This is a genomic window from Arthrobacter sp. 9V, assembly GCF_902506065.1.
Classification (GTDB): domain Bacteria; phylum Actinomycetota; class Actinomycetes; order Actinomycetales; family Micrococcaceae; genus Arthrobacter.
The window spans coordinates 3,275,869-3,297,863 of the sequence record NZ_LR732912.1; the positions used below are offsets into that span (position 1 = coordinate 3,275,869).

At 63.6% G+C, this 21,995-nt stretch carries 16 protein-coding genes and 1 tRNA gene; 4 read left to right on the forward strand and 13 right to left on the reverse strand.

The genetic code is table 11. The features are described from left to right. Together BACI9J_RS15015 and nhaA are read left to right on the forward strand one after the other, a co-directional pair. Window positions 1-222, forward strand: a complete 222-nt coding sequence (locus BACI9J_RS15015) for an SCO4848 family membrane protein (protein ID WP_142939824.1) — start codon at window positions 1-3, stop codon at window positions 220-222. Between the two features lie 169 nt (window positions 223-391). Continuing rightward, window positions 392-1,726: a Na+/H+ antiporter NhaA gene (gene nhaA / locus BACI9J_RS15020; protein ID WP_159735084.1), complete on the forward strand. Its 1,335-nt coding sequence runs from the start codon at window positions 392-394 to the stop codon at window positions 1,724-1,726. Between the two features lie 22 nt (window positions 1,727-1,748). Here the strand turns inward: nhaA and sufU are convergent, their stop codons facing one another. From sufU to BACI9J_RS15070, 10 genes are all read right to left on the reverse strand, one after another. Next, window positions 1,749-2,201, reverse strand: coding sequence for a Fe-S cluster assembly sulfur transfer protein SufU (sufU, locus tag BACI9J_RS15025; RefSeq protein ID WP_159735085.1), 453 nt, complete (start codon window positions 2,199-2,201; stop codon window positions 1,749-1,751). Window positions 2,202-2,270: 69 nt separating this feature from the next. Continuing rightward, window positions 2,271-3,596, reverse strand: coding sequence for a cysteine desulfurase (locus tag BACI9J_RS15030; RefSeq protein WP_159735086.1), 1,326 nt, complete (start codon window positions 3,594-3,596; stop codon window positions 2,271-2,273). Between the two features lie 79 nt (window positions 3,597-3,675). Then, window positions 3,676-6,144, reverse strand: a complete 2,469-nt coding sequence (locus BACI9J_RS15035; RefSeq protein WP_159735087.1) for an ATP-binding protein — start codon at window positions 6,142-6,144, stop codon at window positions 3,676-3,678. Window positions 6,145-6,613: 469 nt separating this feature from the next. Then, the gene (locus tag BACI9J_RS15040; RefSeq protein ID WP_159735088.1) at window positions 6,614-9,274 is read right to left on the reverse strand and encodes a helix-turn-helix transcriptional regulator; all 2,661 of its coding nucleotides are present in this window, start codon (window positions 9,272-9,274) and stop codon (window positions 6,614-6,616) included. Between the two features lie 41 nt (window positions 9,275-9,315). Further along, window positions 9,316-12,048, reverse strand: a complete 2,733-nt coding sequence (locus BACI9J_RS15045) for a helix-turn-helix transcriptional regulator (RefSeq protein WP_236558703.1) — start codon at window positions 12,046-12,048, stop codon at window positions 9,316-9,318. A 141-nt stretch (window positions 12,049-12,189) separates the two neighbouring features. Then, window positions 12,190-12,774, reverse strand: a complete 585-nt coding sequence (gene pth / locus BACI9J_RS15050) for an aminoacyl-tRNA hydrolase (RefSeq protein ID WP_159735090.1) — start codon at window positions 12,772-12,774, stop codon at window positions 12,190-12,192. A gap of 133 nt (window positions 12,775-12,907) precedes the next feature. Beyond that, entirely contained in the window at window positions 12,908-13,483 is a 576-nt protein-coding gene (locus BACI9J_RS15055) for a 50S ribosomal protein L25/general stress protein Ctc (protein WP_159735091.1), read from the reverse strand. Between the two features lie 320 nt (window positions 13,484-13,803). Continuing rightward, window positions 13,804-14,784 (reverse strand): ribose-phosphate diphosphokinase, encoded by a 981-nt coding sequence (locus tag BACI9J_RS15060; protein ID WP_011774071.1) that lies wholly within the window; start codon window positions 14,782-14,784, stop codon window positions 13,804-13,806. A 2-nt stretch (window positions 14,785-14,786) separates the two neighbouring features. Then, complete coding sequence (glmU, locus tag BACI9J_RS15065; RefSeq protein ID WP_159735092.1) at window positions 14,787-16,280, reverse strand: bifunctional UDP-N-acetylglucosamine diphosphorylase/glucosamine-1-phosphate N-acetyltransferase GlmU; 1,494 nt, start codon at window positions 16,278-16,280, stop codon at window positions 14,787-14,789. Window positions 16,281-16,403: 123 nt separating this feature from the next. Continuing rightward, window positions 16,404-16,475: transfer RNA gene (locus BACI9J_RS15070), tRNA-Gln, on the reverse strand. Window positions 16,476-16,764: 289 nt separating this feature from the next. Here BACI9J_RS15070 and BACI9J_RS15075 point away from each other — a divergent pair. Both BACI9J_RS15075 and BACI9J_RS15080 read left to right on the forward strand, forming a co-directional pair. Beyond that, complete coding sequence (locus BACI9J_RS15075; protein ID WP_159736490.1) at window positions 16,765-17,364, forward strand: TetR/AcrR family transcriptional regulator; 600 nt, start codon at window positions 16,765-16,767, stop codon at window positions 17,362-17,364. Between the two features lie 160 nt (window positions 17,365-17,524). After that, complete coding sequence (locus tag BACI9J_RS15080; RefSeq protein WP_159735093.1) at window positions 17,525-17,926, forward strand: VOC family protein; 402 nt, start codon at window positions 17,525-17,527, stop codon at window positions 17,924-17,926. A gap of 299 nt (window positions 17,927-18,225) precedes the next feature. On the opposite strand, the gene BACI9J_RS15085 is transcribed toward BACI9J_RS15080, so the two are convergent. Genes BACI9J_RS15085 through rsmA form a run of 3 tightly spaced genes read right to left on the reverse strand, consistent with a single transcriptional unit; the run spans window position 18,226 to window position 21,980 of the window. Continuing rightward, on the reverse strand, window positions 18,226-20,058 hold the full coding sequence (locus BACI9J_RS15085) for an ABC-F family ATP-binding cassette domain-containing protein (RefSeq protein ID WP_159735094.1): 1,833 nt from the start codon (window positions 20,056-20,058) through the stop codon (window positions 18,226-18,228). A 51-nt stretch (window positions 20,059-20,109) separates the two neighbouring features. Further along, window positions 20,110-21,102 carry a 4-(cytidine 5'-diphospho)-2-C-methyl-D-erythritol kinase gene (locus BACI9J_RS15090; RefSeq protein ID WP_159735095.1) on the reverse strand — a complete coding sequence of 331 codons (993 nt, stop codon included), beginning with the start codon at window positions 21,100-21,102 and terminating at the stop codon, window positions 20,110-20,112. Next, entirely contained in the window at window positions 21,099-21,980 is an 882-nt protein-coding gene (gene rsmA, locus BACI9J_RS15095) for a 16S rRNA (adenine(1518)-N(6)/adenine(1519)-N(6))-dimethyltransferase RsmA (protein WP_159735096.1), read from the reverse strand. Before rsmA ends, BACI9J_RS15090 begins: the two co-directional genes overlap by 4 nt. Window positions 21,981-21,995 lie beyond the last annotated feature (15 nt).

The following is a 21,995-nucleotide window of genomic DNA, read 5'->3' on the forward strand; positions in this document are numbered from 1 at the left end:
GTGGAGATCCCCGCAATCCTGGCAATCGTCCTGATCGTTGCCGGCGTCTGGTCTTTGGTGGTGTGGCCGCAGTTCCTCAAGCGCGTCATGAAGGACCCCCGCGCCCGCGACGCCGCCGGGAAGGCCACCAAGTTCCTCACGGTCCACGTTGTGCTGGTCACCATTTCCATGGTGCTCGGACTCGCGACGGCGGGCATTGGGATCGCGGGCCTGATCGCCTAGCTTACCCAACTGATGTACCCAACTAGGGGACAGCACATGCTCTACTGAGCGGTCAGTGGAACAAGTGCTGTCCCCTAGTTGGGTATGATGGACAGTGGTGTGCCGGGAAGTCTGGTCGGCGGTTCTTTTGCAGTACCCGCAAATGCCCGCCCACTTTTGAGGAGCCCTTGTGCCCCATCCATCGAACCAGCCCGCAGCACCCGAGCCCTCCCGTCAGGACGGCACCGGCAAAATCTTCTCCCGCTCCAGCTACCCCGAGTACCGCAGGATCCTCGCGATCCTGCGTACGGAAACTGTTGGCGGCGCCCTTCTCCTTGCCGCTACCGTGGTGGCGCTCATTTGGGCCAACTCCCCCGCAGCAGACGGCTATTTCGCACTCCGCGATGTCAAGATCGGCTATGAACCCTGGCATCTTGAGCTGAGCCTGGGCCATTGGGCTTCGGACGGACTCCTGGCGGTGTTTTTCTTCCTCGCCGGACTGGAACTCAAACGCGAATTCGTCGCCGGGGAACTCCGTAAACCCGCCAAAGCTGTTGTCCCCGTGGCCGCTGCCGTGGGTGGCGTGGTGGTTCCGGCCCTGATCTACGTTCTCTTCAACCTGGGGACCGCCGGCGAGACGCTCAAAGGCTGGGCCATCCCCACAGCCACGGACATTGCCTTCGCCTTGGCCGTGCTGGCCGTCATCAACACCCACCTGCCCGCCGCGCTCCGGACGTTCCTGCTGACGCTCGCCGTGGTTGATGACCTCATCGCAATCGGCATCATCGCTTTCTTCTACTCCACCGGGCTCCAGCCCCTCATGCTTTTGGCCGCCTTGGTGCCCCTGGCGCTCTTCACGTTCCTGGTCCAGAAACGGATCCGCAGCTGGTATCTTCTGGTACCGCTCGCCTTGGCAACGTGGGGCTTCGTCCACGCCTCCGGCATTCACGCCACCGTGGCCGGGGTGCTGTTGGGCTTCGCCGTTCCGGTCCTGGCCAGCGGAAAAAAGGGAGAACCCGCCGAAGGCCTGGCTGAGCACCTCGAACACAAACTTCGCCCGTTCTCGGCAGGCTTTGCCGTGCCGGTCTTCGCGTTCTTCTCCGCCGGCGTGGCCTTGGGCGGCTTGGATGGGATGGGAGCCGCGCTCAGGGACCCCGTGGCTGTGGGTATTGTGGCAGCGCTGGTGGTGGGCAAGGCTGTGGGTGTCTTCGGCACCACGTTCCTGGTGACCAAAACCACCCGTGCGAGCCTGGACTCCAGCATCGCCTGGATCGACCTCTTCGGCCTGGCGCTGCTGGCCGGCATAGGATTCACCGTCTCGTTGCTGATCGGCGAGTTGAGCTTCGGCGCCGGCTCAGCCCATAACGACCACGCCAAGGTGGCCATCCTGGCTGGTTCCCTGATCTCGGCGCTGCTGGCCGCCGTCGTGCTTAAGGCACGTAACCGGCGCTACCGCCATGTGCAGGCAGAGGAAGAACGGGACGACGACGGCGACGGCGTCCCTGACGTCTTCGCCCGCAGCTGAGGAGGGGCTGCTCAGGCAGCTGCTACGCGGAGGCTTGGTTGAGGGCGTCCTCGGCAGCAACCCAGGAGATCATGGCGCATTTCACGCGGGCCGCGTAGCGGGCAACTCCTTCGAACGCCGCGGCATCACCCAGGATCTCCGGGTCTGCCTGTACCTTTCCGCGCGAACGGAGAACTTCGCGGAAGTTATCTATCACCGAGTGCAGTTCCTCCACGGACATGCCCTCGCCAAGTTCGCTAAGCACCGAGGCCGAGGCCATGGAGATGGAGCAGCCCGCCCCGTCCCAGCTGATCTGCTGGACAGTTCCATCGGATACCGCAAGCCGCAGCGTCACCTCATCCCCGCACACAGGGTTCAGCTGGTGCGACTGCCCGGTGGATGTACCGTCCGGGGCGTCGGTTTGGGCCAGGCCGCTGCCGTGCCGCTGCTTGGAGTGGTCCAGGATGATCTGCTGGTACAGCTGGTCAAGACTCATGATGCTTGGTGCCTCTTCTGGGGAAATCGTGGTTAACGGCTGGGCGGCCTGGGACCTCGTTGCCGTGTGTCAGGCCTGGAAGTAGGCCCTTACACCCGAAACGGCATCGAGGAAAGCGTCGACGTCGTCCGTGGTGTTGTAAAGGTAGGTGCTGGCCCGGGTGGTTGCCGTCAGGCCCAGGCGTCGGTGCAGCGGCTGGGCACAGTGGTGGCCAACGCGAACGGCGATGCCGCGGTCATCAAGGAACTGTCCGACGTCATGCGCGTGAACGCCCGCGACGTCGAAGGCGGCCAGCCCTATCCGTTCGGAACCCGAGGCAGGACCCACCACGCGAATGCCGTCTATGGCTTCGAGCCCTTTTACGAGCCGCTCACCCAAGGTGGTTTCCCACGCGTGGATACGGTCGATGCCCGTCTCAGTGAGGTAGTTCACTGCCGTTGCGAGCGCAACAGCCTGGGAAATGCGCTGGGTTCCGGCCTCGAATCGCTGCGGCGCCGGCAAGTACTCGGCCCGTTCCATGGTGACAGTGGTGATCATGGACCCGCCCGTCAGGAAAGGCGGCAGGACATCCAGCAACTCCTGCTTCCCGTACAGAACGCCGACGCCGGTGGGGGCCAGCATCTTGTGGCCGGAGAAAACAGCGAAATCGACGTCCAGTTCTTTGACATTCACAGCCATATGCGGAACGGACTGGCAAGCGTCCAGGACAACCAACGCACCCACGCGGCGGGCCATGGCCACCAGCTCAGTTACAGGGTTGATGGTGCCAAGGACGTTGGACGCGTGGCTGAAGGCAAGGACTTTGGTCCGCTCCCCCACGATTTCGGCCGCTGCATCCAGCCTCAGAGTGCCGTGGTCCGTGATGGGGATGTACTTCAGTGTGGCACCCGTGCGGAAGGCCAGCTCCTGCCAAGGAATGAGGTTGGCGTGATGTTCCATTTCGGTGACCACGATCTCGTCCCCAGGACCGATTGCGAGGTCCTTCAGCGCCGAAACGCCACGGCCCTGGGCAGCCCACAGGGCTGCGTTGGACAGCGCGTAGCTGACGAGGTTCAGGCCCTCCGTGGCGTTCGAAGTCCACACGGTTTCCTCATACTGAGCTCCGATGAAGTCCGCCACGGTCTGCCGCGCGTCCTCAAAGACCTCCGTAGCCTCCACGGCAAGGTGGTGGGCGCCCCGGTGAACGGCTGCGTTGCGTTGCTCGTAATACTCCTGCTCGGCTTCGATCACGCTGAGCGGATTCTGGGACGTGGCGCCGGAATCGAGATAGATCAAGGGTTTGCCGTGGACCAGCTGGTCCAGCACCGGGAAATCATTCCGGATCCGCAACACCTCCGCGTTGTCCATGGCATGCATGGATCGCTGCAGTGAGGCGGGAGTTGATACGGCAGTCAAGGGGCGCTCCTTGGAAATCCTTCAGGGACTCCTCATTATCCCACGGTGGCCCCTGCCCGGCGGTGTGCCGTACAGCACGTCAGCCGCCTGCCCTCCCCGGCACCCAGCCCAGGGGTGGAACGATCCCGCTGTCGAAGGTGTTCCGGAGCCTTTCCAGCAGCACAGAGGCGCGGCGACTGGCAGCAGACCTCGTCCTGGCCTCATAGCCTTCAGCGGCCCGCGAGTAGCACAGGGCGGCATAGGCAAACTGCCGGTCCGCGGACAGGCTCCGGCCCGCGGCTTCAAGAGTCTTGGGATCGTGGCCCGCCAAGGCTGCAGCAAACGTTCCCCACGCTGTGCCTCCGGGACCGTGGACAGTGGCGGCAAGCACGCCAAGGCGGCGCAGGTTTCCGGAATCCTCGACGGCGGCACTGGCCGCGTTCAACGTGAGGAGAGAGAAAACTTCAGCTTCCAACAAAGGGCTGCCATGAGAGTGCAACGTTTCTGCAAGCGCCTCCAGATGACGTGACTTACCGGAAACCTGGTCCTGTGCGGCGGCGACAAACAGAGAGCTCAGCTGAGTGAGGAGATCGGGTTGCATGAGGAGACGGGGTTGTATGGCCGGGCCTTGCCGGGCTGCTGCTTCGCTTTGCCGTACCCTTGCCGTGGCCTGCCGGGGGTTCCCGCACAGCGCCTCGGAGTAGGCCAGCAGGGCCGCAGCCAGGGCGAGGACGGGCGGCAGGCCGGCGTCGTGCAGTTCTGCCGGAACCGGCTCCAAAGTAGCCCGGGCTGCGCGCGGGAGTCCTTGGCTGAGCTGGACGTAACCGCGGGCAACGTCCAGGCACGCCGAGAGGTGCATGGGCATGGTGTAGTCGGCAGGAGAGGTAAGGAGCGCGTCCACCTGTTCCCAATCCAGGGTGTACCGCAGGACAATGACGTGACGCAGCAGCGCGCCCGGGAGGAACAAGTCCAAGGCAGAGTCAGCTTTGATGGCTTCCATGGCCGCCGTTGACTTCATCAACGCCTCCGGTGCCGCCCCGGACAGCAGCAGACGCTCGGCTTCGCGCAGGTTCTCCACGATCAAGAGGGCAGGGTCGCCCGGCTCCCCCGAACGCCGGCCGGCAAGATCCGCCCCAGCCGCTTCCGCTTCCGGAGGCGCGGCACCCAGCAACCCCAGAGCCAGCAGGCGGTGCGCGGCGTCAATCTTCACTTCAAGGGGCCCACCCGCAGTTGCCAGCTGCCGAAGTTCCGGACCTGCTTCCCGAATGTGGCCCTCGGCGATCAATGCCCGCGCCCTGACCAGCCTGGCCTCGTCCAAGTGGTCCGCCCCCGTCACTGCCGAGGCTGCCCTCAGGGCAAGTTCGGCCGTAGATGGCCTGTCAGCGGCCGGTGCGGCAGCGAGGAGAAGTTCGTCTGAGAGCGTCAGCCCGCAATCGAGGGTCCACGTTATCCATCGCAGCATGGTGGCCGCCGTCTCCGTTGTCAGTCCGGGCTCCTCAACGCCCAGCCGGAGCGCCATGCTCCGTGACCGGGGTACGGACAGCCGGGTGCCTTCCCCTCGCAGCCAGGAACTCGTGCGCAGCAGCGGGGGCCGTCCGGGCAGCAGCCTGACGTCGCGGTTCGAGAGGAGATGTTCCATGGCCTTTTGGCCGAAGTGGCGCTCCACTACCTCAAGGGCCACAGGCTCGGAGAGCGCGATCAGTTCAAGAGCCTGGCGTTCCTCCGGCGGACGCGAAATGTTCTCCGCCCGGACATGCTCAACAACACCGGGCCAGTCACAGTGTGCCCGGACATCAATGGTCCAGTAACCATCCATCCGCACCAGGAAACCGGAGCGGCGGGCGTCTCCGACGGCCAGGCCCAGCAATCCCACGTTGAAGCCGCTCATGGCGGCAAGGAGGCTGCTGGCACGCCGCTGGACATGTCCGCCAAGAATGGACTCGCACAGAGCGTGTGCCTCGCTGAACGTCAAGGGCGGCAGGAAGTACTGCTCCAGGAAGCCGTCCTCCCAGAGCTGGTACAGATCCGGCGGAAGGGGGTGTCGGCTTTCCGCCGTGGCAACCAGGGTTGCGCCGAAGCCGGGAATAAGTTGCAGCAAAACCGCCAGTGAAGCCGGATCAATGTAGTGGATGTCATCCACCAACAGAACCAGCTGCGGCCGTGACGGCTGGACGTGTCGTTTGCCCCGGCGTCGTCCGCGTGGTGGCGTATACAAGTAGTCGGCCGGCCCCAGAGTACTGCTCAGGGCCCGCAGAACGTGGAGGCCGGGGGCTACGGTTTCCTCCGCTTCAGCCGCCGAAACGGCATCCAAGGCCCCGAAATGAAGCGCTCGCCGTTCCGGTTTCCCCGCGAATGTACGGACATCGACGCTTTTGGGCAGTCCCTCTTTGATGGAGAGCAAAAGATGGCTCTTACCGGAGCCCCGCTCTCCTACTACCACTATTCCGCTGGTGGACGCGGACGGCACCGCTGAAAGGATGAGGTTTAGAAGTTGCGCCCTGTCCGGAAATGGTGATGGCCTCAGACCGGCTGTGACGGTGTCTTCGTCCAGCCAAGGGTCCGGCAACATGCACACTCCAATAGCAGCAGTCCCATGATCCGGGAGGGGTTTGGGGTTCCGCGATGCGCGGTCCCTGGCCTAGAAGCCGGCGGCGGCTGGGGGGAGAGTCTCGGTCTCAGAAGACTCTGTCGCCGCCGGCTTCGTACAGGGCCGGTCCACCTTTCGGCGGCCGGAGCATCGGCCAAAGAGACCTTCCGATGCGGGTGATGCGATTTCCGGAATCCCGGTGATGCTTGGGGCTGAACCGTTCTTCCAAGATCAATACTGCCGGGGCGCACCACGGCGTACATCAGTAGTTGGTACTCGAAAAACAGCCCCCTTTTGCTTCCCCGGTACTCTGTTGTACTCAGTCCCCGGACAAGGCACTACTTGGTTGCGACACGAAATACCCGTGCATTACTCCATTGATTGGTTAAATACCGCGGGATTCCGGGGCTCGTGATTCCGGAGGCTGTTTTGTGCGGTACTCAGGGGGGCGTCAGTGACGGACGGCAGCGCCCAGATCTTCGCGACGACGGATACCCAGTTTTGCGTAGCTCCGGTACAAGTGACCTTCCACGGTCCGGACGGACACCATGAGTTTCTCGGCGATCTGACGGTCAGTCAGTCCTGAGACGGCCAAGGCCACAATGTCCTGTTCGCGCCGCGTCAGCGGCACTGACCGGTCCGCCTCGGTTTGAGGGTCGTGGACCAGGGCGTCGCCGAGGCTCGCCTCACTGACATCCCGCAGTACTGCTGCCTGCCTGGCCTCGGGGCGTTTGCCTTCGGCGTCGAAAGTCACAGCCGCTTGGTCGAACGCCACCGCGGCCGGTCCGGGCATTCCCGATGCCGCCAAGAGGTTGCCTGCGTTTACCAGGCCGTGGCCCTCGCCGCGCAATTGTGCCGCCGCCAACGATTGCCAGCCCGTTGCCCAGCTTCCTGCCATGGACTTCGCCGTTTCCTGGATGGACTCCATGGCATGCACGTCCCCGAGCTCCGCCCTGAGCACCAGATTTTGCAGCAGAATTCCTGGTAGCCGGTGTAAATGGCCGGATTCCGCCAGGCTCTCCATCTTCTGCAGGCCGGTGCCTTTGGTGAGAAATTCCCGGCCGGCATGCCTGAACAGCTCGGCGAGGGCCTCCACATAAGCACCACCGCTGGCAGCGGCTGGCTGCTCACCCTCCAGTCGCCGGGCAAGCGTGGCATCGCCGGACCTGGCCGCCGCGTAGAACGCCAGGGCGGTTCCCAAGCCTCGCAACTGAAGCGGGTCCCTGAGCTGCAGGGCTTCGACCGCGGGCGTCAGCAACTCCGTTGCCTTCTCCAAGCGTCCCTGGCGCAGCAGTGACAGGCCTTTGAGCGCTTCAATGTCGCCGCCGAAGTAGATGAGACCCCCGGCGGAACCGGCGGCGTAGCGTTCAAGCGCAGCCCCGGCCGCCTCCCATTCTCCGGATTCCAAGGCCGCAAGTGTGTAACGCAGCAGGACGAAGCAGCTGAAGTACAAAAGCTCGCGGGGATGCTCATCCAACAGCAGCAGGGCTTCGCGGCCGGCCTCCAAAGCCTCCACGGCTTGGCCCTCCACCGTCAGCAGCTCACACTGCATGGCGCGCAGGAATATCCGATTCATGGCAAGATCGGGGCCATCCGTTGCGAACTCTTCGGCAAAGCGATCCAGGCCTTCGCGGAGTTCCTCGTAGTGGCCGTCATTGGCAAGTGCCGCCAACTCCACAGCGCGCACGTGCCCTTCTACTTGCTGGAGCACAGGATCAGAGGACTCCCGCTCACGCATCAGGGCTTTGGCAGCGGTCCGGGCATCTGCCACAATCTCAGCCGATGAGTCCCCCGCAGCGTTGCGCGCGGCAGCCCACAACAAGCCGGCGCCCAAGGGCCCTGATACGTCAGCTTCCAGGAACCCGGCGTCTTCCTCCAGAAGCCGGACGGCGCCGCGGTAGTCGCCGTCGTGGTAGTTGACCAGCGCCCTCACGGCGCGTGCGCGCGGTTGGAGCGCCTCCGAGCGGACTTTGGCGGCAGCCGCCAGCGCCAGCGGATGTTGGAGCGTCTTTGCGGCAAGGAAGGCTGCCTGCACCAGCCGTTCATCGTCGACGTCGGCACCACAGTCAAGGGCCCAGCTCACCATTCGCAGCAGTGCCTCGTCGGTGGACGGTTCCGCTGGCAGTTCCTGCACCATGCGTTGGCGGATCTGGAGGCTCCGGGCAGGCGAAACGATGCGTCGGAGCGCCTCGCTGTACATGGGGTGCCACATTTTCAGCGGCCCGCCGGGTCCGTTGACGGAGACCACCAGCCTGTTATCCATCAGCGCCCGTACAGTGTCCCTGCCTACCTGCGAATCCAGCACGGCGGCAGGGACGGGTTCGGACAACGCAATGACGTACATCGCCTCCCGTTCGGCTTCGCTGGTCCGAAGGACCCTGTTGCGGACTACCTCGGCAAGGCGTTCGCCGCTGCCGGAGATGGCCCGCGTCAGCAGCCACACTCCGTTGCGGCGGACCAGGTTTCCGTCAGCTTTCGAGTCCTCAAGGAGGCAATGGAGCAGCAAGGGATTGCCTCCGGACATGGCGTGCAATACCTCCGCCGCACCAGACATGACCGCACCCCCGAGGGACTTTTCCGCCAGCTCAGTAACGGTTTCAGGTTCGAGCGGGTGGAGTTCCAGCCGCTCGGCCAGTCCGTCGTACCAGAGCTGTAGCAAGGCCGCCGGCAAGCCGGGCCTGGGCCTGCTGGTGGCTACCAGCCGCGCCCATCCTGCGGTGACCAGTTCGGCCAAAATCTGGGTGCTGCCTTCATCCAGGTCATGGGCATCGTCCACGATCAGCAGCAGGCGGGCACCTTCGCCGCCACGCCGTTTCTCGAACTGGGACCAGAACTCGCGGAGGATCGCCACGGGAGAGGTTGCTTGCTCCACGGGAAGATCCAGAAGATAAGGGGCCAGTACCCCGTAGGGAACGGCGGACAGGGCAGGGCTTCCATGAACCCGCATCACCACCATTTCGCCGGCCAGGCGTGCTGCAATTTCAGCGGCCAGGGCGGTCTTGCCAATCCCCGGATCGGCAACCAGAAGTACAGCCCCGGTGCCTTCCTGCCGCAGTATCTCCGTGGCCAGCTCCAGTTCGGCGTCCCGGCCTACAAGGTGCTCAGCCTGCATGGGCAACCCGCGTCAGGGCTACGGAAGTTTCGCGCCTCGGTTCACAGCAGTCCATTGAGCTCGCCCCGAGACGATACGCCGAGCTTGGTGAACACCTGGTACAGATGACCCTCTACAGTTCGCACAGACACCCCAATATCCATCGCGATTTCGCGGTTGCTGACACCCTTTCCCGCGAGTTTAGCAATTTGGCGTTCCCGTTCGGTCAGTACCGGCGCGTCGCTGCGCGGCTGAATCGGCAAGGCAGGGACGGAATGTTCCAAGCGTTCGAGCCGCAACTGGGCAGTTCGGGCCGCTGTAGTCTCGCCGGCGTCCCTGGCATAGTCCAGTGCCATGGCCACACATCGGGCTTCAACCACCAGCAGGTCCAGGGCGGCTGCGGCATCGGCAGCGGCCAGCAGCGAGCGGGAACTCTTGGTCAGGGCACCTCGCGCGAGGTCGCCGGAGATCTTGGCCAGTGGTCCTTGCCGACGCCCGGCAATCTCTTCCAAGAGCCGGTATTCCTCATCCGTACCTTCCACAGTGGCCCCGAACAGGTTGATGCCTGCTGTGGCGAACCGCTGCTGGTCAATATCGTTGTGTACCCGGGCCAACAGCCTTTGCTTCACGTCAGGGTCCCCCATCCATCGCCCGGCCATCTCTGCACAGAACTCCGCTACTGATTCGGAGAAGAACGTCCCCACTCCCCTGCATGTCCTGTAGAGATCAAGGTACCGGCCGGCCTCCACGGAATTGCCCAATTGAGCATATGCAAAAGCGGTGGCGGCATAGGCAACCTTGTTCATGTTCATGCTGGGCCTGAGCTCAAGCTGGGCAACGGCTGATCGCAGGGGTTCAATGGCGCTGGCGGGCTTACCTGCGTAGGCAAATGCAAGCCCGACGCCCAGTTCAGTAAGTGCACCCCTGTATTGGAGGCGTGAGGATCCCGAGGGCGTGCGGCGCATGAGCTCTATGCATTTACGCCATTGCCCGGACAACAGGAGGACCAGGAACGCATGCCTGGCGAAGGATTCCTCCAATTGTGCCGGCCGGTCCGCGTCACCCAGATGACGTGAAACGGTTCGAGCAAGTTGTTGGGCCTCCAACTCCCTGCCCAGCATGCAGCGGGCCTCAATAAGAAAGAAGGAGCACTTGAGCCAGTGATCGAAGTCCTCTGCCGGATCCTTCGCCTGTTCAGCTTCCAAGTCCTCAATCATGGCCGCGTACTCACCCATGAAGGTTTTGTACTCGTAATTGCAGAGCTGCAGGCGGTTGCGCGCCTTGGCCATGGCCCCTGCGGGATAGTCCCCCGCCTTGGCTTCGAGCGTCTCCAGTCCTGCGGCGATTACACCGGGCACCATCCCTGACCGGCCGTCGATCCAGGTCATTGCCTGGCATTTTGCTGCCGTCACTTCAGCGAATTCCAAAGGCTCCAAGTCCGCCAAGCGGGACTCGGACACCTCATCCAACGCCTGGGCCGCATGCAACGGCAGGTCCAGCATGAGATAGGCCGCGGCCTTCAGCCGCTGCCCGGGCACCCATTCGCTGTCCTTCGGATCCAAGGACAGGGTGCATTGGATGGCAAAGTTGGGGTCGTAGTCGTCCAACGCCGCCCGGCCGGCCGCAAGAGCGTGCGCGGGCGACGGTGCGGGCTCATCCTCGGAAGCATGCATCCATGCCGCGTAGCTCAAAAGGTCCTGCGGTGCCAAGGCATCCAACTTAGGCTCCGTTGGACCGTGCAGCATCAAGCGCAGCTCACGCAGGCGACGGGTGCTCAACCAGCCCCGGACCACCTCTCCCACATACGGGTCCCGGAGCGAAACCCAATGTTCGCCGGTCCTTTCAATAGTCAGCAATGCCGACTCTTCCATGTCCACCAGGACGTCGGTGCCGAAGATCGCTGCGAGGTCCAACAATGGTGCGCGCTGCGCGCAAGCCAGGATTTCCACCACCGTCTTACTGGCCTGCGGTTCGCGCGCCAATCTGGAACGGACAAAGTCCTCCACTACCGTGGCGCCCTCAAGACTAATCCGGTCGCGCAGTGTCCAGACGGAGTCGTTGAGGACAAGGTTGCCGGTATGCCGCTGCTCCTCGAGGAGCGCATGCAGGAGCATGGGGTTGCCGCCCACGGCGGAGTGCAGCGAACCAACCAGCGTTGAGGAAACATAGTGTCCAAGGACCGAGCCCAGGACTTGCTTGGTCTGTTCCTCGCTGAGGGTGTTCAGATGAACCTCGCCCAGGCCTCCTTCGAGGACCAGCCGGTGGAAATCGGCCGGGAGGTCGCTGGCGCGTTGAACGGTGGCTATGACCTTGGCGGTACCCGTAGCCATGAGGTTCAGGAGCACCCCGGTGCTCATCGGATCCATCCCGCCGGCGTTGTCCACAATGAACACGGTCTCCCGGCCCGCAGCTTCTGTCCTGATCAGGTTGGTGACCGCGTGCAGAATTCCCGTGGGTGAGCCCACTGCACCCGATGGCAGGCGGGCCAGCAGAAACCCGAGGCATCCGTAGGGGGTTTGGCCGCTGGCTACAGTGTTTCGCAGCTGGAGGCTATGGACTTTGGGACCCAAGGAGGACACTACGGCCCTCGCCAGGCCTGACTTGCCGATTCCCCGCTCCCCGGTGAGGACCACTCCGTAGGAATCAGGTGACTCCAGGTACTTGCCCGCCTTGGACAAATCGTGGCTCCGGGCCAACAGGGACCATGTTTGACGGTCCGTTGGGCCGCCCATAAGATCGGGAGCCGCAGCCCTCGCTGCGCCTCCACCGCTCCTGTTTAGCAACTCCGCCGACATTCGCATCCTTAGCTACACATTCGCGGCAGACCCCCACCGCTTACCTGCGTACCATGCACACTACCTTCGGGCGCCCGCAGTTTGTAGGCCTAAAGGTCCTCGGGACCGTCAGGCTTTCATCAGGCTTTCCTCAAGATTTGCTCAAGATTTGGCGGGGTGATGTTTTTGCTGAGCAGCGAGCAGGCCCTGGTCCATGAGCAGTTCCACTGCGTCAGCCGCCTCGTCCAGAAGAAACGGCAGCTCCTTCTTCTCCGTGGTGGCGAAATCCCTGAGGACGTAATCGGCTGTTTCCATCCGTCCTGGCGGCCGGCCCACCCCTACCCTGACCCGCAGGTAATCCTTGGTGGCGAGTGCTTTGGAAATGTCCCGCAGGCCATTATGGCCACCCTCACCGCCGCCAAGTTTTAGCTTGACTGTGTTAAAAGGGATGTCGATCTCATCGTGAACGGCAATGACGTGGTCCGGCGCGATGTCGAAGAAGTTGCACAACCCCGCCACCGGCCCCCCGGAGACATTCATGTACGTCATGGGCTTGGCCAGGACTACGCGAGGACCGCCGATGCCCAGCCGCCCCTCAACCACCTGGGCGCGGGCCTTATGCACCTTGAACTTCCCACCCATGCGGGAAGCCAGCTCATCCAGCACCATTTGGCCAACATTGTGCCGGTTGTTGCTGTACTCACTGCCGGGGTTGCCGAGGCCAACAATCAGCCAGGTGTCAGTCATGGTCTCATCCTAGGGAGCGTGCGTAGATTCATCGGGAACAGGATTCGTCACTACAGCGCGGCAAAGAAGAAAGTGGCCGGGACCCCTAAGGGTGCCCGGCCACTCGTCGGCTTTAGCCTTGGCAGTCAGAAGACTACTCGGCAGCAGCGTCCGTGGTCTCTTCTTCTTCCGAGCCAGCGGCTTCGGCGATACGAACTACCAAGGTGTCACCTTCGGTGAGGAGGGTGGAACCCTTCGGCAGGACGAGGTCCGAAGCGTGGATGCTCTCGCCGGCCTTGAGGCCATCGATGTTAACCTCGACGGCGGTGGGAACGTGGGTTGCTTCAGCTTCGAGGGAAACCGTGGTGGCTTCGAGGCTGGCAACAGCACCCGGAGCAACTTCACCGGAAACGTGGATCTGGATGTCGACGGTAACCTTCTCGCCGGCCTTCACGGTCTGGAGGTCAACGTGCTCGATGATCTGCTTTACGGGATCACGCTGGATGTCCTTGACGAGCGTGAGGTGCTGCTCGCCGTCGACGTCCACTGCGAGGAGGGCGTTGGAAACGCGCACAGCCAGCGTGGTGGCGCGGCCCGGCAGGTTGATGTGGATGGGCTCTGCGCCGTGACCGTAGATGACAGCCGGGATCTGGCCGGCCATGCGTGCACGGCGGGCGAAACCCTTGCCGAATTCGGTGCGCAGTTCTGCGGTGAGCTTCTGCTCAGACATGTGTACTCCTTGATTACTGTGGAACCCGGAAAATCCGGGCTGGTCTATCAGCAAGGGCGGAGGTCTGGAGACCTTCTACGCCCGGCTGAGATCGGCCGCTGAGCAGCCGTTCCGCCTGTGTTGAAGGAGATGCAGACCCAGTCGATAACGGAGACCCGCAACCCTGATCCACAAAATGCGGACCGGATGTGCTCTCCCTCGCCAAGGTATCCCCAGAAGTTTACCAGCGCATGGTGCTCTTTCTGAAAACGGGCAAAGACAACGGGCCACCCGCACGCCCTAAGGCGGCGGATGGCCCGCTGAAGTTCAGCAGCCCGGCGTCAGGCTTTGCCGTCGAACAGGCTGGTGACCGAACCGTCGTCGAACACTTCACGAATGGCGCGTGCGATCAAGGGTGCGATCGACAATACGGTCAACGACGGGAAACGCTTCTCTGCCGGAATGGGCAGGGTGTTGGTGACCACAACTTCACGGGCACCGGAATCCGCGAGGCGCTGCGCGGCGGGATCGGAGAAAACAGCGTGCGTGCAGGCGATGATGACGTCCTTGGCACCGGCGTTCTTCAGGACCTGGACGGCGCCGGAGATGGTTCCACCGGTGTCGATCATGTCGTCAATCAGGACACAGGTGCGGCCCTCAACCTGGCCAACAACGGTCTTGGAAACAGCTTGGTTGGGGACGGTGAGGTCGCGGCTCTTGTGCACAAACGCCAACGGAGCACCGCCCAGGCGCTCTGCCCACTGCTCGGCAACACGGACACGGCCGGTGTCAGGGGAAACAACGGTGATGTTGTCGGCCTCAACCTTGGTGCGGATGTAGTCAGCCAACAGCGGGATGGCCATCAGGTGGTCAACGGGGCCGTCGAAGAAGCCCTGGATCTGCGAGGTGTGCAGGTCAACGGACATGATGCGGTCCGCGCCGGCGGTCTTGTAAAGGTCGGCAACCAGTCGGGCGGAGATGGGCTCGCGGCCGCGGCCCTTCTTGTCCTGGCGGGAGTACGGGTAGAACGGAGAAACAACCGTGATCCTCTTGGCAGAAGCGCGCTTGAGGGAGTCGATCATGATCAACTGCTCCATGAGCCAGTTGTTCAACGGAGCCGGGTGGGCCTGGATGACGAAGGCATCAGTGCCTCGCACGCTCTCGGCTGAACGGACGTAGATTTCCCCGTTTGCGAAGTCGTAGGCGTCGATCGGCAGGAGTTCGGTCTCCAGCTCCTTCGCGATTTCCTGCGCCAGCTCCGGATGCGCCCTTCCGGCGGCGAGAATCAGTTTCTTCTCGCCGTGTGCGGTAATTTCGCTCATGCCTATTTGCCCTCTTCTATGGTTGCCGGGGATTGTGAGGATGTGGAGGCGGGCGTCAGCTCGTGGGCGGCCTCGGCCAGCTTTGCAGAGTCGGTGCCCGGACGGTTGGCTATGACCCAACCTTCGGCGTTCCGCTGCGCGGCCAGGCTCAAGGCCAGGGCTCCCGCGGGAACGTCCTTGCGGATGACGGCCCCGGCGCCGCTGTAAGCACCGTCGCCAACCGTCACAGGAGCCACGAAGACCGTGTTCGAACCCGTTCGGACGCCCGAGCCGATTACTGTGCGGTGCTTCTTCTCGCCGTCGTAATTGGCGGTGATGTTGCCGCAACCGATGTTGGTGTCTTCGCCGATCTCAGCATCACCGGCATAACCCAGGTGGGACAGCTTGGAGCCACGGCCGATGGTGACGTTTTTGGTTTCGTAGAACGCGCCGATCTTGCCGGTCTCGCCAAGGACCGTACCTGGGCGGAGGTAGGTGAACGGTCCGACGCTTGCCTTGGCCCCGATCGTGGAGCCTGATCCGTGCGTGCGGATCACCTTGGCGCCTTCACCAACCTGAACATCAGTGAGGGTGGTGTCCGGACCCACGACGGCGTCGCGCGCCACAGTGGTGGAACCGTGCAGTTGGGTATTGGGCAGCAAGCGGACGTCTTCGTCAAGGGTGACGGTGGAGTCAATCCAGGTGGTGGCAGGGTCCACCACGGTCACGCCGGCGCGCATCCAGGACTCGATAATGCGGCGGTTGTGCTCGGCACCCAGGGCGGACAGCTGGATGCGATCGTTGGCGCCCTCAACCTGCCAGCGGTCTTCAGTCACGACGGCGGCCACCCGGCCGCCTGCCTCGCGGGCCAAGCCGAGGACGTCCGTCAGGTACATCTCGCCCTGTGCGTTATCAGTGGTGACCTTCGCCAGTGCAGTACGCAACACGGCGGCGTCGAAAGCGTAGATACCGGAGTTCACCTCACGGATGGAACGTTCGGTTTCGCTGGCATCCTTGTGCTCACGAATACCGGTGACGGTGCCGTCTTCGGCGCGGAGGATCCGGCCGTAGCCGGTTGCGTCATCCAGCAATGCGGTCAGCACGGTGACGGCGTTGCCTTCAGCCTCATGCGTGGCCACCAGTTCACCAAGAAGCTGGCCCGTCAGCAGCGGGACATCGCCGTACGTGACCACCACGGTGCCGGAAAGCTCAGTCTCGGCGTCCAAAGCGTTGAGCGCAACTTCCACTGCGCGGCCCGTGCCGGGAACATCGTCCTGGTCAACAATCAGAGCTTCAGGATCAAGGCCCGTGACGTGCTCGGCCACACGGTCACGCTCGTGGCGGACAACCAAAGCCAGCTTCAGCGGATTGATGGCCCGGGCGGCAAGAAGAGCGTGGCCAACCATGGAGCGGCCGCCGATTTCGTGGAGAATCTTGGGAGTCCGCGACTTCATGCGCGTTCCGGCACCTGCGGCCAAAACGATCACCGCTGCGGGACCGATGGTTTCGGGGCTCACGTACTGGCTCTCCTTGCTCGGTATGTCCCGGGTAACCCGGCTTCGGAATGCTGCCATCCAACAATGGACCCAGGCACCATGAGAGCCGCTACAGGTACAGAGAAGGAGCGCATTTTCCGACCGTTCCGCCCATAGGATTCGAACCTATACTCCACGGCTCCAAAGGCCGGGGTGCTGCCATTACACCAGAGCGGACCGCGCATGCTTTCGCCCCCCGAATCTTGCGGCCCGGAGGGTTTCCCGAATCACCGGGATGCACACACAAGAATCTAGTTTGCCATGACCACCGCGTGGTTCGCGACTTGACCGGTCCGCGTGCGCTGCTTGTGCCGCTCTTCCACCCACCGCGGAACCGCTCCTCAGCCCTTCCAGAGGCTACTTAGGGCATGATGGTCACGTGAGCAACCGCACTGAACTCCCCCGGCCGTCGGCCGCTTCCGAGCCCGCAGAGCGCGTCACCAACGCTCCTGCAGTGCGCGTACGGATGACCGGGCAGCAGCGCAAATCACAGCTGATCGGCATCGGGCGCGCACTCTTTGCAACCCGTGGCCTGGACGGCACCACCATTGAAGAAATAGCCGCCTCCGCCGGTGTTTCCAAGCCCGTGATCTACGAGCACTTCGGATCCAAGGAAGGCCTGTACAGGCAAGTGGTGGACACCGAATTTCGGATCCTGCTGGACTCCATCACCGAGGCCCTCAGCACCGAAGCCAAGCCCCGCGTGCTGGTGGAACGGGCCGCGCTGGCACTGCTCGGCTACATCGAAGATCGCACCGACGGTTTCCGGATCCTGATGCGTGATGCTCCGCCCTCGCAGCCTGAGGGCGCCTTCTCCACGCTGCTCACCCATGTCACCGCCAGGGTGGAGCACCTGCTCTCCGACGAATTTGCCCGCCGGGGATTCAGCGCAGCAGATGGCGCCATGTACGCGCAGATGCTGGTGGGAATGGTGGCGATGACCGGCCAGTGGTGGCTCGACAGCCGCACGCCGGACAAGCGGGCCGTCGCCGCCCACTTGGTGAACCTGGCCTGGAACGGCCTGACCGGGCTGCAAAAAGAGCCCGGGCTACGCAGCGACGGCTAACCCTCGCGCACATCCCAAGCCCTTAACCCCAACGCCCGCGCACATCCCAAGCCCTTAACCCCAACGCCCGCGCACATCCCAAGCCCTTAACCCCAGTGGACAAGCGAGTTTGGAACGTGTCACTGGAATGCCGTTCGATTCTGGTTTGTAGGATGAGCTCATGACAGCACCGCAGCTCTATGTCAATTTCCCCGGGACAGCGCGCGAAGCGCTTGAATTTTACGCGCAGATTTTCGGTGGAGAGCTTTCTTTGTACACGTACGCTGAGTTCAGTCGTACGGACGGCCCCGCGAACGCTATCGCGCACGGTGTCCTCAGCGGAAGGGTCTCATTGGGAGGATCCGACGCTGCGGATGGCGAGAAGTCGGTGGCCATGGAGGGTGCCATGCTCTCCCTTTTGGGAACTGCCGACCCCGAGGTCCTTCACGAATGGTTCGACAAACTCGCCGACGGAGGTCGGATCCTGGACGCACTGGCGCCGAAACCGTGGGGCGCATCGGACGGCCAAGTCATCGACCGCCACGGCTTGCACTGGCTCATAGGCTACGAACCAGCGCAGTAACCCGAGGGAAGTGAGTGAGCGTCGGCCTCAAACCCGAGGGAAGTGAGTGAGCGTCGGCCTCAAACCCGAGGGAAGTGAGTGAGCGTTGGGAACACTGTGGCGGAGCGGCAGGCATCCGGAAGCGTGCGTCAAAGCGACGAAGGAGCAGCACGCGGAGGATGGGTGGCGCTCCGCCGCCACGCCGACGAAGGAGCAGCACGCGGAGGATGGGTGGCGCTCCGCCGCCACGCCGGCGAAGGAGCAGCACGCTCAGGATGCGTGGCGCTCCGCCGCCGCGACGACGAAAGGCCCGAGCCGCGTTACTCGCCGAGGATTTCGGCGGCCTCCAACCACTCCAGTTCCAGGCCCTCTTTTTCATCGAGCAACTCGCGCAGTTTGGCGTTGAGCTCCCCCAGGGCGTCGAAGTCGCCGGATTCGGACTTCGCTGCCATTTGGGCGTGGAGCTTTTCTTCCTGCTGCGAGATCTTGCCGAGTTGGCGGTCAATCCTGTTGAGGTCCTTACGGGCTTCGCGCTTCTCTGCCTCGCTGGCACCGGTCGGAGCGGCCGGGCCTGAAGAACCGCCGCTGGCAGAAGTTGGAGCCCCTGAGCCACCGCCAACCGCGCCGGAGGCAAGGGCGGCTTCACGCAGCTCGAGGTACTGGTCCACGCCGCCGGGCAGGCCACGGAGTTTGCCGTCGCCCAGCAACGCCATCTGGTTGTCGGTGACGCGTTCCAGCAGGTAGCGGTCGTGGCTGACTACCACCAGAGTTCCGGGCCAACCATCGAGAACATCTTCGACGGCGGCAAGGGTGTCGGTATCGAGGTCGTTGGTGGGTTCGTCGAGCATCAGCACGTTGGGCTCCCCCACCAGCAGGCGCAGGAGCTGGAGCCGCCTGCGCTCACCACCGGATAGGTCCGAAACGGGGGTCCACTGCTTCTCTTTGGTGAACCCGAGTTGCTCCACCAACTGGCCGGCAGTGAATTCCTTGCCGCCCACGCTGAAGGAGCGCTTTTCGCGTTCGATCACCTCAATGACGCGCAGGTCCGACACTTCGTCGAGCTCTTTGACATCTTGGGTGAGCACGGCCGTGACTACGGTCTTGCCGCGTTTTACCTTGCCCGAGCTCGGCTGGATTTCGCCGTTCAACAGTTTCAAAAGCGTGGACTTCCCGGCACCGTTAACGCCCACCAGCCCCAGCCGTTCGCCCGGGGCCAACCGCAACGTGATGTTGTCAAAGAGCTTCTGCCCTTCGTCTCCATCCAGGAAGTCCAGCGTCACGTTCTCCAGGTCCAGAACGTCCTTGCCCAAGCGCGCGGTGGCCATTTTGCTCAGCGCCACGGAGTCGCGGGGATCCGGCACGTCGGCAATGAGGTCGTTGGCGGCTTCGATGCGAAATTTGGGCTTGGCGGTCCGGGCAGGAGCGCCGCGCCTGAGCCATGCCAGTTCCTTTTTGACCAGCTGCTGGCGTTTGTTTTCGACGACGGCGGCCGTGCGGTCCCGCTCGGCGCGGGCCAGAACGTAGGCGGCGTAACCGCCGTCGAACATGTCCACCATGGCGTCGTGGACTTCCCAGGTGTAGTTGCAGACTTCGTCCAGGAACCAGCGGTCGTGGGTGACCACCAGGAAGGCGCCCTGGTTGGCGCGCCAGCGGGTTTTTAGGTGCCGGGCCAGCCAGGCGACGCCTTCGACGTCGAGGTGGTTGGTGGGTTCATCCAGCATGATGACGTCGTGGTCTTCGATGAGGAGCTTGGCCAGCGCAACACGGCGTTTCTGGCCACCGGAGAGGGCGTGGACGTTGGCGTGCCAGTCGACGTCGCCCACCAGTCCGCCCATGACTTCACGGATTTTGGCGTTGGCGGCCCATTCGTGGTCCGCGCGGTCGCCGACGATCGCGGCGCCCACTGTGAGGTCGCCGTCGAGCACGTCACCCTGGTCCAGGTAGCCAACGTTGACGTCACCGCGTTTGGTGACGCGACCGGAATCGGGCGTCGAGCGGAGGGCAAGCAGGCGCATGAGCGTCGATTTTCCGTCACCGTTGCGCCCCACCATGCCTATGCGGTCGCCGTCCTCCAAGCCGAGGGTTACGCCGTCAAGGACAGTGCGGGTCGCGAACGAAACGGTGAGGTTTTCGCCGCCAAGCAGGTGGGCCAATGGGTACTACTTTCTACTGCCGGAATGCGGGGGTACAGGAGCTGGAGGGTACTACAGGAGGGTATCGGAGATGATCCGGGCGCCGGGAACCGGGCCGTGCACGGCCAGGGCATTGTGTCCACGGTGACCCAGCTCTTCAGCAAGAACCGTGGCGGAGACCGAGTCCCGGGCGAGCAGTGCGATGGTAGGCCCGGAGCCTGAGACCATGCCGGCCAGGGCACCTCGGGCTTCGCCAAGTCCGATGGTGTCGCGGAGTTGCGGCGCCAGCGTGATGGAAGCCCGCTGGAGGTCATTGATCAGCACCCTGCTAAGGGTCTCCGGGTCTCCGTTGCGCAGGGCCTGGAGGATGGTGGGATCCACGTCAACGGGCTCAGGAATCTCAACGCCTTCCGAGTCCCGAAGTCCATCCAGCGTGCGGAAGACATCAGGGGTGGACAGCCCGTAGTCGGCAAAAACCAGCACCCAGTCCATTTGCGCCTTGGCCAGCGCGGGTGAGAGTTTATCTCCCACGCCAAGCCCGACGGCGGTGCCTCCCAGGAGCGAAAACGGAACGTCTGCGCCCAGCTCGGCCGCCAGATGCGCGAGTTCTTCGCGTGAGAGGCCGCTGTTCCAAAGAGCGTCGCAGGCCAACAGGGTTGCTGCGGCATCTGCTGAACCGCCACCCATTCCACCGGCCACGGGGACACGTTTGGTGATCTCCAAGTGGACACCCGTAGGTTTTTCGGACATTTCCGCCATGATGGCCGCGGCCTTGTATGCGAGGTTCCGCTCGTCCAAGGGGATGTTCACGCCGTCCAGGTCCAGCGTGCTGTCCGGGCTGATGCTGACGGTGATCCCTTCAGCTTCGGTGCTGGTGGCAGCCACTTCCTCGTAGAGGGAGACCGCCAGGTACACGCTGGCAACCGAATGGTAGCCGTCGGGGCGCAACGGGCCCACGCTCAAGGAAACGTTGACCTTGCCCGGGGCTTTGACCCGGACTGTGCGGGCATGAAAGCGTTCCCCCACATACGGGAGGCTGCTGGGTTTGCGGTTACCCGGGGTCATGCGTCCACGGGGTGGCGGGCTTCGGCGATCTTGACGTAGGCATTGATGTCCAGGACCTCGCCGCGCGCTGTGGGGTCAACGCCGGCGGCTACGAGGCACCGCTCGGCTTCGGATGCGCTTCCCGCCCAACCGGCGAGGGCAGCGCGCAGTGTCTTCCGCCGCTGCGCGAAGGCAGCATCAATGACGGCGAATACCTGCTCACGGGTGGCGTGCGTTACCGGGGGGTCGTGCCGGGTGAAGGCGACCAGGCCGGAGTGGATTTTCGGTGCGGGCCAGAAGACGTTCATTCCGATCACGCCGGCTTTGCGCATGTGCCCGTACCAGGCTGCCTTGACCGACGGGACACCGTAGATCTTGGATCCCGGGGTGGCGGCAAGGCGATCCGCAACCTCGTCCTGGACCATGACGAGGCCGTGCTGAAGGCTGGGGAAATGCTGAAGCAGGTGAAGCACCACGGGCACGGCCACGTTGTAAGGCAAGTTGGCCACCAACGCGGTGGGCGGCAGAGGAAGTTCGGTGACCTTCATGGCGTCGGAGAGCACCAGATGGAAGTTCGCTTCGGCTCCGGGCCGCCATGCACGCACGGTCTCCGGCAGCTTTTCCGCCAGCACGGGGTCGATTTCGACGGCGACCACCGCCTTGGCCGCGTCCAGCAAGCCGAGCGTGAGCGAGCCAAGCCCTGGGCCTACTTCCAGTACGGTCTCGCCATCGGCGATGTTGGCGGCGGACACAATCCTGCGGATGGTGTTGCCGTCGATCACAAAGTTCTGCCCCAGGGTTTTCGTGGGGCGTACACCGATTTCCTCGGCGAGCCGTCGGATATCTGTGGCACCCATCAAAGGCGCGACGGCGGCGGGTTCGGAATTCGGTTCAGTCACCTAGGTATCGTATCG

What these genes read in the sequence shown, in the direction of transcription:
- sufU (WP_159735085.1), bottom strand. Translation starts at nt 2,201, where the DNA reads ATGAGTCTTGACCAGCTGTACCAGCAGATCATCCTGGACCACTCCAAG.
- BACI9J_RS15035 (WP_159735087.1), bottom strand. Translation starts at nt 6,144, where the DNA reads ATGTTGCCGGACCCTTGGCTGGACGAAGACACCGTCACAGCCGGTCTG.
- BACI9J_RS15040 (WP_159735088.1), bottom strand. Translation starts at nt 9,274, where the DNA reads ATGCAGGCTGAGCACCTTGTAGGCCGGGACGCCGAACTGGAGCTGGCC.
- BACI9J_RS15045 (WP_236558703.1), bottom strand. Translation starts at nt 12,048, where the DNA reads ATGTCGGCGGAGTTGCTAAACAGGAGCGGTGGAGGCGCAGCGAGGGCT.
- pth (WP_159735090.1), bottom strand. Translation starts at nt 12,774, where the DNA reads ATGACTGACACCTGGCTGATTGTTGGCCTCGGCAACCCCGGCAGTGAG.
- BACI9J_RS15055 (WP_159735091.1), bottom strand. Translation starts at nt 13,483, where the DNA reads ATGTCTGAGCAGAAGCTCACCGCAGAACTGCGCACCGAATTCGGCAAG.
- BACI9J_RS15060 (WP_011774071.1), bottom strand. Translation starts at nt 14,784, where the DNA reads ATGAGCGAAATTACCGCACACGGCGAGAAGAAACTGATTCTCGCCGCC.
- BACI9J_RS15075 (WP_159736490.1), top strand. Translation starts at nt 16,765, where the DNA reads ATGACCGGGCAGCAGCGCAAATCACAGCTGATCGGCATCGGGCGCGCA.
- BACI9J_RS15080 (WP_159735093.1), top strand. Translation starts at nt 17,525, where the DNA reads ATGACAGCACCGCAGCTCTATGTCAATTTCCCCGGGACAGCGCGCGAA.
- BACI9J_RS15090 (WP_159735095.1), bottom strand. Translation starts at nt 21,102, where the DNA reads ATGACCCCGGGTAACCGCAAACCCAGCAGCCTCCCGTATGTGGGGGAA.